This window comes from Shewanella marinintestina (genome assembly GCF_023283845.1).
Lineage (GTDB): Bacteria > Pseudomonadota > Gammaproteobacteria > Enterobacterales > Shewanellaceae > Shewanella > Shewanella marinintestina.
The window spans coordinates 1-14,648 of record NZ_JAKILC010000012.1 but is presented as its reverse complement, the minus strand read 5'-3'; the positions used below and the strand labels follow the sequence as shown (position 1 = coordinate 14,648).

The window sequence follows — 14,648 nt, the reverse complement described above, 5'->3', positions numbered from 1 at the left end:
GGGAGTTACCATGTCAAACCAACAACCATCTTTATTAATCGAGCGTATCGTTGGCAATACCGCAGTGATCAGCATGAATAACCCGCCAGCCAATACTTGGACAGCCCAAAGCCTACAAGAGTTAAAACATAAGGTATTAACGCTAAACGAAAACAAAGATGTTTACGCGTTAGTGATCACTGGTGAGGGGCAAAAGTTTTTCTCAGCCGGTGCAGATCTTAAGTTATTTGCCGATGGTGATAAGCAAAACGCAGCCGAGATGGCACGCTATTTTGGTGAAGCTTTTGAAACCTTAAGTGCGTTCAGAGGTGTGTCAATTGCGGCAATTAATGGCTACGCCATGGGTGGTGGTTTAGAAGTGGCTTTAGCTTGTGACCTACGTATATGTGAAGAACAAGCACAACTTGCATTGCCTGAAGCTACCGTTGGTTTATTGCCTTGCGCTGGTGGCACACAAAACTTAACTGCGCTAGTGGGCGAGGGTTGGGCGAAACGTATGATTTTGTGCGGTGAGCGCATCACTGCTGAAAAAGCAGAAAAAATCGGTTTAGTGGAAGAAGTGGTTGAACAAGGGAACGCCTTTAATGCGGCAATGAGTCTTGCAGAAAAAGTAGCAAATCAAAGCCCAAGCAGCGTTAAAGCGTGTAAAACATTAGTGCAGGCTGGCCGCACTATGCCAAGAGCCGAGGCGTTGCCATTAGAGCGCCAATTGTTTGTTGAGCTATTTGATACCGAAGATCAAGCTGAAGGGGTGAATGCCTTTTTGAACAAACGCAAAGCTAATTGGAAGAATGGCTAATGAGTGCCGAGAATATGCAAGTAAACAGTGAGCAAGTGCTGTTTAGTACGCTGACCTCCGACTCTGGAAAGCAAGTTGGGGTTGCGACACTGAACATTGAAAAGGCCCTTAATGCACTAAACCTTAACATGGTTCAGGCATTATCGGCTCAACTTAATGCTTGGCAACGTGATGACAACATTGCTGCTGTAGTGCTTGATGGTGCGGGCGAAAAAGCCTTTTGTGCAGGTGGTGATGTACGCGCCATTTACCAAGCATCAATAACAACGCCGGGTGAGATCACCGCTGCTGCCACAGAGTTTTTTAAACAAGAGTATGAGCTAGATTATCTACTGCACACTTTTGGTAAACCAGTTTTAGTCTGGGGCGATGGCATTGTTATGGGGGGCGGTTTAGGGCTAATGGTTGGCGCTAGCCATCGTATAGTTACCGAGCGCTCTCGTATTGCTATGCCTGAAGTGACTATCGGTTTATATCCTGATGTTGGTGGCAGTTATTTCTTAAATCGTATGCCAGGTAAAAGTGGTCTGTTTTTAGGTATGACGGCCTATAACATGTCTGGCGCTGACGCGCTGTATGTGGGAATTGGTAATCACTATCTAAATAGTGATGATAAAGCGGCATTATTTGAGCAACTCACATTATTGCCTTGGGGCGCTAGCCAAGATGCAAACCATCAACTGCTTAGTGACATGTTAAGTACCATGAGTGCGGCATGTGCGGCTCCAGCTTCTGATAGCGTACTTGAGCAAAATCAGCCATTAATAGATGAGTTGATGACAGGTTCACTCAATGAGGTGTTAGTAAATGTCAGTCAAATTGAGCCAAGCACGTTAGAAGCCAACCCTTGGTTAGCTAAAGCGTTAAAGACCATGCTAACAGGCAGCCCGATAAGCTTGAACTTAGTGCATTTGCAATCCCAAATAAGTCAGGACTTAAGCTTAGCTGAGTGTTTTAAGTTAGAGCTTGGTTTAAGTGTGAATTGCTGCGCCAAAGCTGACTTTAGCGAGGGCGTGCGTGCTTTACTGATCGATAAAGACCGTAATCCACAATGGCAGTTTAGCGACGTCGCATCAATTCCTGAAGGCTTTGCGCAATCGCTAATGCTATCGCCTTGGGATGATGGGCATCCACTAAAGGATTTGCACTAACAGACCTGGACTAACAGTGTAATTTGTTGAGCAGGTTTAGCTTAGCTTCAAAGTAAACGCTAACGGTGACTGGTATTAGCCGTAACAGGGAATAAAACACTCACAAACGTGAGCGGGAGTGAAACATGAGTACAGTTGCATTTATTGGTTTAGGAAACATGGGCGGACCAATGGCGCTCAACCTGATTAAAGCAGGTTTTACCGTAAAAGTATTTGATTTAGTGCCTGCGGCAATGCAGTCACTTGCCGAGCAAGGCGCATTGATGGCAACAAGTGCATGTGGCGCTGCTGCGGGTGCAGACATAGTGGTGACTATGTTACCTGCGGGCAAGCATGTGCGCGGTCTATATGTAACTGATGACTCGAGCAAAGGCTTAATTGATGTCGTTGCACCGGGCACATTATTGATTGACTGCTCAACGATTGACGCCGACAGTGCGCGTTTTGTAGCAAAGCATGCAGCAGATAAAGGGTTAGAGTTTATCGATGCGCCGGTTTCGGGCGGCACTGCAGGCGCCGCAGCGGGAACGTTAACCTTTATTTGTGGCGGCAGTGATAACGCATTTGAGCAAGCGCAAGGCGCACTAAATGCCATGGGCGGTAATATCTTCCATGCAGGTGGTGCTGGTGCTGGGCAAGTCGCTAAAATATGTAATAATATGCTGCTGTCGGTATTAATGGTCGCCACCTCAGAGTCATTGCAGATGGGTATCGATCATGGGCTTGATCCGAAAGTGCTATCTGACATTATGAAGGTAAGCAGTGGTGGCAATTGGACATTGGATAAATATAATCCGTGTCCTGATGTGATGGGAGCGGTGCCGTCATCAAATGATTACCAAGGTGGCTTTATGGTCGACTTGATGGTGAAGGATTTAGGCTTGTCGCAAGAGGCGGCGCTGTTATCTAATTCAAGTACACCGATGGGCGCGCTGGCGCGTAGTCTTTATGTTAATCATGCTAAGCAAGGTAACGGTAAGCGTGATTTTTCAAGTATTTTTGAGCAATTTGCTAATTCAGAACAGAATAAATAAAGGGTGTTCCAATGGATTTAAAAGATAAGGTTGTTGTTATTACTGGCGGTGCTGGTGGGCTAGGTTACGCGATGGCGGAAGATTTAGCGGCGGCAGGAGCTAAGTTAGCACTTATCGATGTTGACCAAGAGAAGTTGGAAAAAGCCTGTGCAAACATTGGCGCAACGACCGAAGTGCAAGGTTACGCGGTTGATATTACCGATGAAGAAGATGTATTTGCCACTTTCCAATTTATTAAAGAAGACTTTGGTCAGGTTAATGTGCTGGTAAACAATGCAGGCATTTTACGTGACGGCTTATTGCTTAAAGCAAAAGAAGGTCAAGTATATGATCGTATGTCGTTTGACCAATTCCAGTCAGTGATTAACGTAAACCTTACAGGTTCATTCTTGTGTGGTCGTGAAGCCGCAGCCGCTATGATTGAAACTGGCCAACAAGGCGTGATTATTAATATTTCGAGTCTTGCTAAAGCCGGTAATATGGGCCAGTCAAACTATGCTGCGTCAAAAGCGGGCGTAGCGGCAATGAGTGTCGGTTGGGCCAAAGAGCTAGCGCGTTACAACATTCGTAGCGCAGCAGTCGCACCGGGCGTAATTGAAACTGAAATGACAGCCGCGATGAAGCCAGAAGCGCTTGAGCGTTTAGAAAAAATGGTTCCAGTTGGACGTTTAGGTCAAGCCGGAGAGATTGCTTCTACAGTACGTTTCATTATCGAAAATGACTACGTAAACGGCCGCGTATTCGAGATCGACGGCGGTATTCGTCTGTAAATATACAGCTAGTGCAGACAATGGTGTCAATAGTGAGGTTGTTTCTACAGTACGTTTTATTATCGAAAATGACGATATAACGGCGATGTAAACGGCCACGTATTCGAGATCGACGGCGGTATTCGTCTGTAAATATACATCTAGTGCAGACAATGGTGTCAATAATGAGGATGTTTAGAACAAGCTGAAGAGATTGTTTCTACAGTACGTTTCATTATCGAAAATGACGATATAACGGCGATGTAAACAGCCGCGTATTTGAGATCGACGGCGGTATTCGTCTGTAAATATACATCTAGTGCAGACAATGGTGTCAATAATGAGGATGTTTAGAACAAGCTGAAGAGGTTGTTTCTACAGTACGTTTCATTATCGAAAATGACGATATAACGGCGATGTAAACGGCCGCGTATTCGAGATCGACGGCGGTATTCGTCTGTAAATATACATCTAGTGCAGACAATGGTGTCAATAGTGAGGATGTTTAGAACAAGCTGAAGAGGTTGTTTCTACAGTACGTTTTATTATCGAAAATGACGATATAACGGCGATGTAAACGGCCACGTATTCGAGATCGACGGCGGTATTCGTCTGTAATTAGGTTGAATATTGGGTTATGAAAAACGGGCTTTTGCCCGTTTTTTTATGGATGTTACGTAGGGTTTGAATAATGCTTTAGCATTAGGTCATAATAGCTTCATTATAAAAGGAATATGGGAACAAAATGGATAAGCTGGAAAAGGCGACGAGATTAATGATGCTAGTTGTAGGTTGCATCGGCCTGCTGGTGATCTATTTTGGTTTTTTTTATTTAATGTTTACAGGTAGAAGCACGGCGGCCATCCCTTGGTATATTTTACTATCACCTTGGGTTTGTATTTATTTTGGCTTAACTAAACATCAGCAATTGGCTGTTGTTCGCTGGTTTACCAATAAATGGTCACGCAAGTAGCGCGTGCACAGATTGAAGTCTTAAGTTTATAGTGTAGTTATAATAAAATTAGTCAGTTATCAACTCGATTAAATCATGTTTAAGAGGCGTCATGAAAGGGCTTAAGTCGGCAATATACATTTTGGTTTGTGTACTTACTCTTGTTGGGTGTGATGACGCACCAAAGCAAAATGAAATCCTTGCCCCACAAAAACCTATCGATGGGAAAGTGATCGCGGAGTATGGTAGTTGGGCCTCTCCGGTAACGCCTGAAGATGTTTATGATCTTTCTGATGATATTAGCCATGTGCGCGCTACATCACAGGGTATTTATTTTGTGCAATCCAACGCTAACAATGAGGGTAAAATGGGCGTGTACCGTCTAGACCTTGATGGTAGTGTTAATAAAGTTGTTTCGTCAAACTTCAATATTCGCAGTAGAGTGCATGAATATGGCGGCGCTCCTTATGCCGCTATAGGTCATAGTTTATTTGCGACTAAATTTTCTGATCAGATCCTCTATCGTATCGCCCCAAATCAAGCCCCTTTTGCTTTAACGCCTAATGGTACACGCCATGCTGGTTGTATCTCTAACCCTAAAGCCTCACGCTTAATCTGCGTTCGAGAAGACCATCGTGGTAACGGCGAGCCGATAAACAGTTTAGTTGGCGTTAATTTAAGTTATGCGGACGAAGGCGAGAGTTTAGTCAGTGGTGCAGACTTTTATGGCAAACCTGTATTATCACCGGATCAAACTCAATTGGCATGGGTATCATGGGAACATCCGAATATGCCTTGGGATAATACAGATCTTTGGCTAGCAGATTTAGATGCTAAGGGCGCTATTGTTAACTCAAGAAAAATAGCCATGCCAAAGCAAGGTTCAATTACTCAGCCGTTGTTTAGTCCAACTGGGCAACTGTATTTTGTGGCTGATTTTAATAACTGGTGGAATCTATATCGTTTAGACCCGCAATTGGAACCAGAGTTAGTGTTAGAGAAACAAGCTGAATTCGCCAATGCAGATTGGCAATTAGGCCAAGCTAATTATGCTTTTGAAAACGAACACAGCTTAATCGCAAGCTATAGTCATGATGGCTTATCTCAACTTATTCGCATTGATACTCATAGCGGTGTAACTGAAGGGATCGCTGTTGACTTCGCTGATATTTCCTATGTAACAGAGTATCAAAATGAGGTGCTATTTGTTGGAGCTAAGGAAACGCCAGAGAAAGGTATTTATAAAATAAAAGGCCGCTCAGCCCAGTTAGTTTATTCGCCAACCTTACCGGTAATGGACCCTAATTATATCTCTAGAGCTCAGGGAGTCAGTTTTAAAACTGCGAGTAAGCAAACTGCGCATGGTTATTTATATTCGCCGCAAAACCCAAACTTTCAAGGGCCACAAAACAGTGAGCCGCCTTTGGTCTTGATGATGCACGCAGGTCCTACTGCTAAAGCAAGCCGCGCATTTAGGCGTGATATTCAATATTGGACTAGCCGCGGTTTTGCGGTGTTTGATGTTAATTATCGAGGCAGTACTGGTTTTGGCCGAGACTACCGCAATAGCTTGTATGGTAATTGGGGCAAGTCAGACGTTGAAGACGCCGTTAGAGCTGCTGGCTTCTTGGTTAATCGCGGCGATGTAGATGGACGAAAGCTAGCTATCAGAGGAAACCGTGCAGGTGGCTTTACTGCGTTATCTGCTGTGGCAAATTACAGCACGTTTGGTGCAGGCGTTAGCTATTCTGGTATTAGTGATATGGAAGAGTTTAAACGCCATTCACACAAGTTTGAGTCATATTACTTATTGCGTTTGCTCGGCAGTGCTGAGAATTTCCGCGAGCGTTCAGCTATGGCAAACCTTAAAGGCGTTAATGAACCGTTGTTGTTGATTCAGGGGGTAAAAGATTCACTTATTCCTGCCGAGCAATCTTTGATTATTTACCAAGCGGCAAAAAGCAAAGGCATACCGGTGGCTTATCTTGCCTTTAATGATGATGCAGCCAATCGTGTTACACCGGAAAGTAAGAAAAAGGCTTTGGAGGCAGAGTTGTCTTTCTATGGACAAGTTTTTGGTTTTACACCAGCTGGCAGCATGCCGGCTTTAGCGATTGAGAATATTGAAAACTTGCGTCGTCGGTAAGTGGCTGGTCTTGCAGGTTCAGCATTTCGTGCAGGTATGCTTACTTAAACCGCTTAAAATCGCGCAATTAGGCTGATTGCCGCCTTGGCAGTCATGGATTAGTGCGCCTAGTTGTGCCTTGAGTGTACTTAACTGGGTTATACGGGTTTCAATGTCTTGTAAATGATGCTCTGCTAACGCTTTTACATCTGCCGCGTTACGAGCGGTATTATTTTGTAGTTCAAGTAGCGCCTTACTATCATCTAAGGTGAAACCTAAGGCGCGGCAGTGCTGAATAAACTCTAATGATTCAACTGCTTTTTGGGTGTATTCACGGTAACCATTATCGCCCCGTTGCCCGACCACTAAGCCAATATCGTGGTAATAACGAATACTCTTAACTGAAAGCCCTGTTAATTTAGCTACTTCGCCTATCTTCATCACATTTTCCTCAATCAAATCTAATTGTAGTTTGACTCTCCCCTAATGGGAGACATTAGCATAAATCTATCTTATACAGTTAAAGCCTTTTATATCTTAACCAATAAGGCACAGCGTCTGGATGCTGGCTGACTCAACGTTAGTAGCAAGGCGAGCGCTTACTATTTGGTTTGGTATGTAAAACCAATTATTTAAGGAAAATCTCATGGCTAACTTCAATCTGTATGTACCTAAAATGGGCTGCGCCAGTTGCGTAGCTAAGATTGAGAAAGCATTTGGTCAATCGGCTCAATCAGTATCGGCCACGGTGAACCTTGCCGATAAGTTGGTGCTGGTGTCGGGTGATATTGCCACTGACACTGCAATTGAGATCATTAAAAGTGTTGGTTTTGATGGTGAGTTAGTGATTGATGCCAAAGTGGCTGCGGAGCAAAAAGCTGCGGATGAAGCTAAAGAGTATCGCCTTCGTATGATCCAAGCTGCAGTCGGTTTAGGGCTTGGTGTTCCTTTAATGCTGTGGGGCCTTTTAGGTGGTGAGATGATGGTGAATAACCAAACTCAGCAATGGGCTTGGGGCGCAGTGGGGGCAATAACTCTGTTGGTTATGCTACTAACGGGTCGCCATTTTTATCAAGGTATGTGGCGCGCAATTAAAGCCAAAAGCGCCAATATGGATACCTTAATCGCGCTTGGTACAAGTGCTGCATGGATATACTCGATGATGGTTGTGGTTGCGCCGCAGTGGTTTCCTGCTGATACCCGCCATGTGTATTTTGAAGCAAGTGTGATGATTTTAGGTTTAATTAACTTAGGTCATGCGTTAGAGCTGCGTGCCCGTGGTAAAACCAGCGAAGCAGTACAAGCACTGCTTGGGCTACAAGCAAGCACTGCTATACGCATTTCTGACAATGGTGATGAAGAAGTTGCTATTGAACAGCTAAAGTTAGGTGACCGATTGCGTTTACGCCCAGGTGATCGAGTTGCGCTCGATGGTGAAGTTGAAAGCGGTCAGACATTAATTAATGAGTCTATGTTAACCGGAGAGCCCGTTCCTGTTGCTAAAGCGCAAGGTGATAAAGTCAATGCCGGTACGGTAAATGCTAACGGTAGCTTGATTTACAAGGTAACAGCCAAAGCGACCGATACTAAGCTGGCAAAAATTATTGAGTTAGTGCAGCAAGCGCAAATATCTAAAATGCCGATAGGGCGCTTAACTGACAAAATCTCAGCCTACTTTGTACCAGTTGTGGTGATGATTGCAATTATTAGCTCATTGGTTTGGTATAACTTTGGCCCAGAGCCCGCACTATCGCACGCGTTAGTAGTATTAACTAGCGTATTAATTATTGCTTGCCCGTGTGCATTGGGCTTAGCAACGCCTATGTCGATTATGGTATCGGTTGGCCGCGCCGCGCAATTAGGCGTGTTAGTGCGTAATGGCGAAGCGCTGCAAACCGCGAGTAAAGTGACTACTGTGGTGCTTGATAAAACTGGCACAGTGACTCAAGGTGCGCCAGAGCTAACCGATATTCTGATGTTAGATGACTCGGTGTTAAATGATTCGCTTTCAAACGAGTCGGCGTCAGTGGGAAGAAACCAATTAGCTAAGAATCAGTTGCTTAAGAATGTCGCCTCTTTAGAACAACACTCAGAGCACCCGCTTGCTAGTGCCATCATTACCAAAGCCCAAACGGATGGCTTAATGTTGATGGAGCCTGAGCACTTTACTAATTACCAAGGCATGGGCATTAGCGGCCAAGTTAATGGTCAGCAATACAGCGTAGGCAATTTAAGTTTAATGCAGCAATTGCACATTGGTGAATCGGCAGATTGCGAGAAGCTCAGTGCAGAGCTTGCAAGCCAAGCAAAAACACCAATATTTGTCGCTGTAGATAAACAGCTGGTTGCGATAATGGCGATTGCCGATCCAATAAAAACCGATGCGGCAGAGGCTATTCGCGCCATGAAAGCAAAAGGTTTAAAAGTGGTGATGCTTACCGGCGATAACCCAATTACTGCTAACGCCGTAGCGGCAAAAGTCGGTATTGATACAGTGGTTGCCAATGTATTACCAGAGCAAAAGCAAGCTAAAGTGCTTGAGTTACAACAAGCGGGGGAAGTGGTAGCGATGGTTGGCGATGGTATCAACGATGCGCCAGCGCTGGTCAGTGCCGATGTGGGCTTTGCTATGGGCTCTGGGACTGATATAGCCATTGAAAGTGCCGACTTTACCTTATTGTCACCGCGATTGATGGTGATAAATGACAGCTTAGCGTTAGCTAAAGCCAGCATGAGTAACATTAAGCAAAACTTATTTGGCGCGTTTATTTATAACAGTCTAGGGATCCCAGTGGCAGCAGGGTTACTGTTCCCTTTTACGGGCATGCTGTTAAGCCCAGTTGTTGCGGGCGCAGCGATGGCACTATCTTCACTTACTGTAGTGACGAATGCCAATCGCTTACGTAGAGTTAAGCTATAATCGTTTGCTTAACTGATTATTAATCGGGCGAGAAGTTATAGCTAACTATACTGTTCTGTATATTGCAGGCGAGGGTATACCGTTTAATTCACTAAAATGTCATCCCAATGCGCCTTTGACAGTTGATAAATTAGGCTAAAATGCTATAGTATCGCGCTTAATTTTACAGGCTTGGCGCCCGATGGCGTCAACCTTCGGCCAGTAGGTTGGTAGCGAGTAAAACTTGGTACTGATTTACTGGTTTTTGTTTTATCTATGATGACGTTAATCATATAACCAAAAGCGGAATTGTCACTTTGATTACTACAGCTAATATCACCATGCAGTTTGGCGCTAAGCCACTGTTTGAAAACATCTCAATTAAGTTTGGCGGCGGAAACAGATACGGTCTGATCGGCGCTAACGGTTGTGGTAAATCAACCTTCATGAAGATCCTTGCTGGTGATTTAGAGCCTACAGCTGGTAACGTTTCATTAGACGTGAACGAGCGTTTAGGTAAGTTGAGCCAGAACCAATTTGGTTACGAAGAGTTCAACGTAGTTGATACCGTAATTATGGGCCACGCTGAACTTTGGAAAGTGAAGCAAGAGCGCGACCGTATCTACTCGCTACCTGAAATGTCTGAAGAAGACGGTATTAAGGTTGCTGATCTTGAGATGGAATTCGCTGAGATGGACGGTTACACCGCAGAATCTCGCGCTGGCGAATTATTAATGGGCGTAGGTATCGGTGTTGAACAACACTTTGGTTTAATGAGCGAAATCGCACCAGGCTTTAAGTTACGTGTACTTTTGGCTCAGGCATTGTTCTCTGATCCAGATGTACTACTTCTTGACGAACCAACCAACAACTTGGACATCGACACCATTCGTTGGTTACAAGAGATGCTAAACCAACGTAACAGCACCATGATTATCATCTCGCACGATAGATATTTCTTGAACTCTGTTTGTACTCATATGGCTGACTTGGATTACGGCGATATCCGTGTATTCCCTGGTAACTATGATGAATACATGATGGCTGCACAGCAGTCGCGTGAGCGTTTAATGTCTGACAACGCTAAGAAGAAGGCGCAAATTGCTGAGCTTCAAGGCTTCGTTGCACGTTTCTCTGCTAACGCATCTAAAGCTAAGCAAGCAACATCACGCGCTAAGCTAATCGACAAGATCAAACTTGACGAAATCAAAGCATCTAGCCGTGTTAACCCATTCATTCGTTTCGAACAAGAGAAGAAATTGTTCCGTAACGCCTTGGTGGTTGAAGACTTGTCTAAAGGTTTTGAGCATAACCTATTTAAAGACCTTAACATTATTGCTGAAGTCGGCGAGCGTATCGCTATTTTGGGTGATAACGGTGTGGGTAAAACAACACTGCTACGTACTTTAGTACACGATATCCCACAAGACAGCGGTACCATTCAATGGTCTGAGAACTCAGCGATTGGTTACTACGCACAGGATCACGAGTCAGACTTTGCTAATGATATGACATTGTTTGAGTGGATGAGCCAGTGGCGCAAACCAGAAGATGACGACCAATCAGTTCGTGGTTACTTAGGTCGTATGCTGTTTGGTTCTGATGACATCAAGAAGTCTGTAAAAGTGCTTTCTGGTGGTGAAAAGGGTCGTATGTTGTTTGGTAAGCTAATTATGCAAAAGCCAAACATCTTATTACTTGATGAACCAACCAACCACATGGACATGGAATCAATCGAGTCATTAAACAACGCGCTTGAAATGTACGAAGGTACATTATTGTTCGTCAGTCATGACCGTGCATTCGTATCATCACTAGCGAACCGTATCCTTGAAATCACCCCAAATGGCGTGAATGATTTCAAAGGTACATACGATGAGTTCCTAGCGAGCAAAGGTATTGAAGGTTAATTAACCTTTGTACCTGAATCGATAAAATAAAAGCCCGAGCAATCGGGCTTTTTTGTGTCTGGAACATTTATGGAAAATTGCCATGGATGGCAAAAATTTTCCGTTGTGTCTGGAGAATTTATGTTTCTCTTGGTTTAAGGAGCGTCAATGAATGGAAAGAATCAAATGCTGTGTCTGGAAGTTGGTTAGTCTTGGAATGATGGCTGATTATATTTTCTAGTTAAATGTTTCTGCTGTTTTTATTTATACTGCGAGACAAGCTTTTTAGCCTCGATATATCGTCTTAACTTACAATACCCGACAAACGATCAAAAGGACTGATTGTTCCTGCTCTATTTTGCCCAAGAACATGTGTGTAAATTTCTGTCGTTCGCAGATCTTTATGCCCTAATAACTCTTGTACTGTTCGTATATCACTGCCCTGAGCTAATAGTTGTGTAGCAAATGAATGGCGAAAAGTGTGAGCCGTTACTCTTTTCTGAATATTACTTTTTATTACTGCGTTTCTCAGGTTTTTCGAAAAGCTCGATTCATGAATATGATGGCGACAAAGGTATCCGTCAATGGGGTGGCAACATGTCGTTGTCGACGGAAATAGGTACTGCCAACTCAAGTCTTTTAATACTGATTTGTATTTCCGGTGTAAGGCGGAAGGAACAGAGGTGAGGCCATTTCCATTATTTAAGTCATTTTTATGGATTTCATGGACCAACTGTATTTGGTTTTGCACAGGTTGATTTAATTGCTTAGGTAACAGTGTATATCGGTCTTTTGCCCCTTTCCCTCTAAAAACAAATAAAGACTGAGCTTCAATATTCACGTTCTGTACTCTTAATGTTAAAGCTTCCCGCAGCCTTAACCCACAACCATATAGCAATGAAGTTAGTAACCAATATGGAGCGCTAAGATGCCTTAATATCAATGCGACCTCGATAGGCGTTAATACTGTTGGTAAGTTCTTTGGCTTTTTAGCATAGCCATATTTTAAACCTTCAAATTCCATACTGAGCACATGTTTGAACATAAAAATTAGTGCGCATAAGGCTTGGTTTTGTGTTGCCGAACTGACACCTCGATTACAGCTAAGAAACGTAAGAAATTGCTCAATATGACAGCCTTGCATATCTTTTGGGTGCATATACTGATGAAATCTAATGAAATAACGTACCCAATACAGATAGCTTTTCTCAGTTCTCAAACTGTAATGTTTAGTTCTTAACACTTGCCGAATGGATTCAATAAAAGACGATGGCATAGCTCCTCACTTAACAGCACTGTCTATATATACAGTTATAATGGGTGTTGGACATTTTTGCCATTATTTGAGAACAAATAAGGAAGGTATTTCAAGTAGGATGTTTATAAGTGACTGTTTAAAAACAACTATCCATAATGGTTAACTTTTAATGCGTCACAAATATGCAAATTCTGACTTTCACGATAAGAAGCGCTAGTAAAAGGACTGACAATGAAGGTTTAAAGTATTGAATTTGTAACTGTTTAAGGTTAGCCTGTTAACATTTAAGTCGCTCGGCTGTCTGTTCTTATTCGGAATTCAGCCTAATATACTGTTATCGTGTCATAAAAAACACGGAGCCTATATATTATAGGTGATACAGAAACTTTAGCTGTATATTTAAACAGTATTTAATTGGCTGTTTTTATCTCCATAAAATCTAATAAAGGAACTTGACGGGACTATACTCACTTCTATCCCTTAAGATAATCGCTATGCTGTTGGAAGAGTGCGTGGTTCTTCGCAATCAGACATAGCGATTATCTTAAGGTAGCGAATATCCCATCCGTACCGTTTCTTCCGTATTTTTTTGATTCGCAGTCAAAGCGAGCTAAGGCTCTGACTGCCAGATAACTAGTAAAATCAAAGGATTATTTATCTTCGCTTCGCGAGGTGTTATAAATAACCTTTGTTTTAAGCGTTATGTTGCCTGATGGAGGCCGATATGGAATTTAAACTTTCTATCAATTACCAAACATTTCACAGTGATGAGCCATTATTTCATGGCGAACCATATATAGGGGTGAATACCTCATCAGTTTCAAGAAGGCTGAAAGCAGAAAGACTAAACGATGATGCTATTACCTATAGAAATGTAAGCAACGATAATTCTGAAAAAGTTGCTGCTGATGAGTTATTGAATTCCCTAACTGAGAAATTGGCTGATATAGATTACGATATAAAAGAAACTAAAAAAATAAATTCCAATAAAGGTGACGGGGTTTTTAAAAATGGAGATAGTTATCTACTTCCTGAATTAAATTCACTAACCACTGTTTCTTATAATTTAGAGTTGTTATTTGGCGCTGGCTCCGCAGGTGCTTATATATTAAAAGTAATAAAAGATGTTGTTATTGCATATTTAAATGCTAAAAAAGGCAATAAGATTACTTTTAAAACTCAAGAATTTAGCCTCGAAGTAAATAATGAGAAAGAATTAAAAAAAGCATTAGAGCATTTAAGGCAACATAACAAGTCATTAAAGCAGGACAAATAATAGTTGGCTTTTGCTCCTGCGTCGCTAATTATAGCCAACCATTATCTGCCTCTTAATGAGGCGTTATATTTTACGGAGAGTTTGGCGTACATGGAGGTATTGAATGTATAATTATGAATACCTAGTCTTTTGGTTAATCTTGAGCGCGGTTGGAATGTCTGTACCTTTCCTTATCCATAAGAATAAAATTTTCTGGAAATATTATTTAATACCAACAGCAATAAATTTACTGGGTATAGCATATTTAATTTGGGCACAAGAGCATTCGCGTATGTCTGGGCAAAGTGATTGGGGCTATGTTGTTCCATTAGGTAGCGTTTATTTTCTAGCTCCTGTTTCTTTCATCGCTTACATCCTCGTAGTGGCATTTATTAAAGTTGATATAAAACAGCAAAAAAACACATAATCGGGTAGCCGGAGGTATCTAGCCTCCAGCCCCCACACCACCCTGCATGCGGCTCCGCACAGGGCGGTTCATTTAGAACACCTAATTCATTTTCTGATTAGGATATTGAA

Annotated in this window: 12 protein-coding genes; 10 read left to right on the top strand and 2 right to left on the bottom strand. The window is 42.7% G+C overall.

What is annotated here, in order from left to right; genetic code table 11:
* The first annotated feature begins 10 nt into the window (after window positions 1–10).
* The 6 genes from L2747_RS13545 (at window position 11) to L2747_RS13520 (ending at window position 6,831) form a co-directional block, all read left to right on the top strand.
* The gene (locus tag L2747_RS13545) at window positions 11–799 is read left to right on the top strand and encodes an enoyl-CoA hydratase (RefSeq protein ID WP_248999555.1); all 789 of its coding nucleotides are present in this window, start codon (window positions 11–13) and stop codon (window positions 797–799) included.
* Window positions 799–1,950 carry an enoyl-CoA hydratase/isomerase family protein gene (locus L2747_RS13540; protein WP_248999554.1) on the top strand — a complete coding sequence of 384 codons (1,152 nt, stop codon included), beginning with the start codon at window positions 799–801 and terminating at the stop codon, window positions 1,948–1,950. The genes L2747_RS13545 and L2747_RS13540 overlap by 1 nt, the downstream gene beginning before the upstream one ends.
* Window positions 1,951–2,075: 125 nt before the next feature.
* Window positions 2,076–2,984, top strand: a complete 909-nt coding sequence (mmsB, locus tag L2747_RS13535; protein WP_248999553.1) for a 3-hydroxyisobutyrate dehydrogenase — start codon at window positions 2,076–2,078, stop codon at window positions 2,982–2,984.
* A gap of 11 nt (window positions 2,985–2,995) precedes the next feature.
* Complete coding sequence (locus L2747_RS13530) at window positions 2,996–3,754, top strand: SDR family oxidoreductase (protein WP_248999552.1); 759 nt, start codon at window positions 2,996–2,998, stop codon at window positions 3,752–3,754.
* A 724-nt stretch (window positions 3,755–4,478) separates the two neighbouring features.
* Entirely contained in the window at window positions 4,479–4,706 is a 228-nt protein-coding gene (locus L2747_RS13525; protein ID WP_248999551.1) for a M48 family metalloprotease, read from the top strand.
* 91 nt (window positions 4,707–4,797) lie between these two features.
* Entirely contained in the window at window positions 4,798–6,831 is a 2,034-nt protein-coding gene (locus tag L2747_RS13520) for a S9 family peptidase (protein ID WP_248999550.1), read from the top strand.
* Between the two features lie 18 nt (window positions 6,832–6,849).
* Here the strand turns inward: L2747_RS13520 and L2747_RS13515 are convergent, their stop codons facing one another.
* Window positions 6,850–7,251: a MerR family DNA-binding protein gene (locus L2747_RS13515; RefSeq protein WP_248999549.1), complete on the bottom strand. Its 402-nt coding sequence runs from the start codon at window positions 7,249–7,251 to the stop codon at window positions 6,850–6,852.
* A 205-nt stretch (window positions 7,252–7,456) separates the two neighbouring features.
* Between L2747_RS13515 and L2747_RS13510 the strand changes: the two genes are divergently transcribed.
* Together L2747_RS13510 and L2747_RS13505 are read left to right on the top strand one after the other, a co-directional pair.
* A complete protein-coding gene (locus tag L2747_RS13510) occupies window positions 7,457–9,730 on the top strand; it encodes a heavy metal translocating P-type ATPase (protein WP_248999548.1) in 2,274 nt (757 codons plus the stop codon).
* A 296-nt stretch (window positions 9,731–10,026) separates the two neighbouring features.
* Window positions 10,027–11,619, top strand: coding sequence for an ABC-F family ATPase (locus tag L2747_RS13505; protein ID WP_248999547.1), 1,593 nt, complete (start codon window positions 10,027–10,029; stop codon window positions 11,617–11,619).
* Between the two features lie 283 nt (window positions 11,620–11,902).
* Here L2747_RS13505 and L2747_RS13500 read toward each other — a convergent pair whose 3' ends face one another.
* Window positions 11,903–12,874 carry an integron integrase gene (locus tag L2747_RS13500; protein WP_248999546.1) on the bottom strand — a complete coding sequence of 324 codons (972 nt, stop codon included), beginning with the start codon at window positions 12,872–12,874 and terminating at the stop codon, window positions 11,903–11,905.
* Window positions 12,875–13,580: 706 nt separating this feature from the next.
* On the opposite strand from L2747_RS13500, the gene L2747_RS13495 reads away from it, so the two are divergent.
* Entirely contained in the window at window positions 13,581–14,132 is a 552-nt protein-coding gene (locus L2747_RS13495) for a hypothetical protein (protein ID WP_248999545.1), read from the top strand.
* Window positions 14,133–14,235: 103 nt separating this feature from the next.
* Window positions 14,236–14,538 carry a hypothetical protein gene (locus L2747_RS13490; RefSeq protein ID WP_248999544.1) on the top strand — a complete coding sequence of 101 codons (303 nt, stop codon included), beginning with the start codon at window positions 14,236–14,238 and terminating at the stop codon, window positions 14,536–14,538.
* Window positions 14,539–14,648: the final 110 nt, after the last annotated feature.

Bases quoted from the DNA above. Each gene is read 5' to 3' on its own strand.
- L2747_RS13510 (WP_248999548.1), top strand. From the start codon at position 7,457: ATGGCTAACTTCAATCTGTATGTACCTAAAATGGGCTGCGCCAGTTGC.
- L2747_RS13530 (WP_248999552.1), top strand. From the start codon at position 2,996: ATGGATTTAAAAGATAAGGTTGTTGTTATTACTGGCGGTGCTGGTGGG.
- L2747_RS13500 (WP_248999546.1), bottom strand. From the start codon at position 12,874: ATGCCATCGTCTTTTATTGAATCCATTCGGCAAGTGTTAAGAACTAAA.
- L2747_RS13495 (WP_248999545.1), top strand. From the start codon at position 13,581: ATGGAATTTAAACTTTCTATCAATTACCAAACATTTCACAGTGATGAG.
- mmsB (WP_248999553.1), top strand. From the start codon at position 2,076: ATGAGTACAGTTGCATTTATTGGTTTAGGAAACATGGGCGGACCAATG.
- L2747_RS13545 (WP_248999555.1), top strand. From the start codon at position 11: ATGTCAAACCAACAACCATCTTTATTAATCGAGCGTATCGTTGGCAAT.
- L2747_RS13525 (WP_248999551.1), top strand. From the start codon at position 4,479: ATGGATAAGCTGGAAAAGGCGACGAGATTAATGATGCTAGTTGTAGGT.
- L2747_RS13540 (WP_248999554.1), top strand. From the start codon at position 799: ATGAGTGCCGAGAATATGCAAGTAAACAGTGAGCAAGTGCTGTTTAGT.
- L2747_RS13490 (WP_248999544.1), top strand. From the start codon at position 14,236: ATGTATAATTATGAATACCTAGTCTTTTGGTTAATCTTGAGCGCGGTT.
- L2747_RS13515 (WP_248999549.1), bottom strand. From the start codon at position 7,251: ATGAAGATAGGCGAAGTAGCTAAATTAACAGGGCTTTCAGTTAAGAGT.
- L2747_RS13520 (WP_248999550.1), top strand. From the start codon at position 4,798: ATGAAAGGGCTTAAGTCGGCAATATACATTTTGGTTTGTGTACTTACT.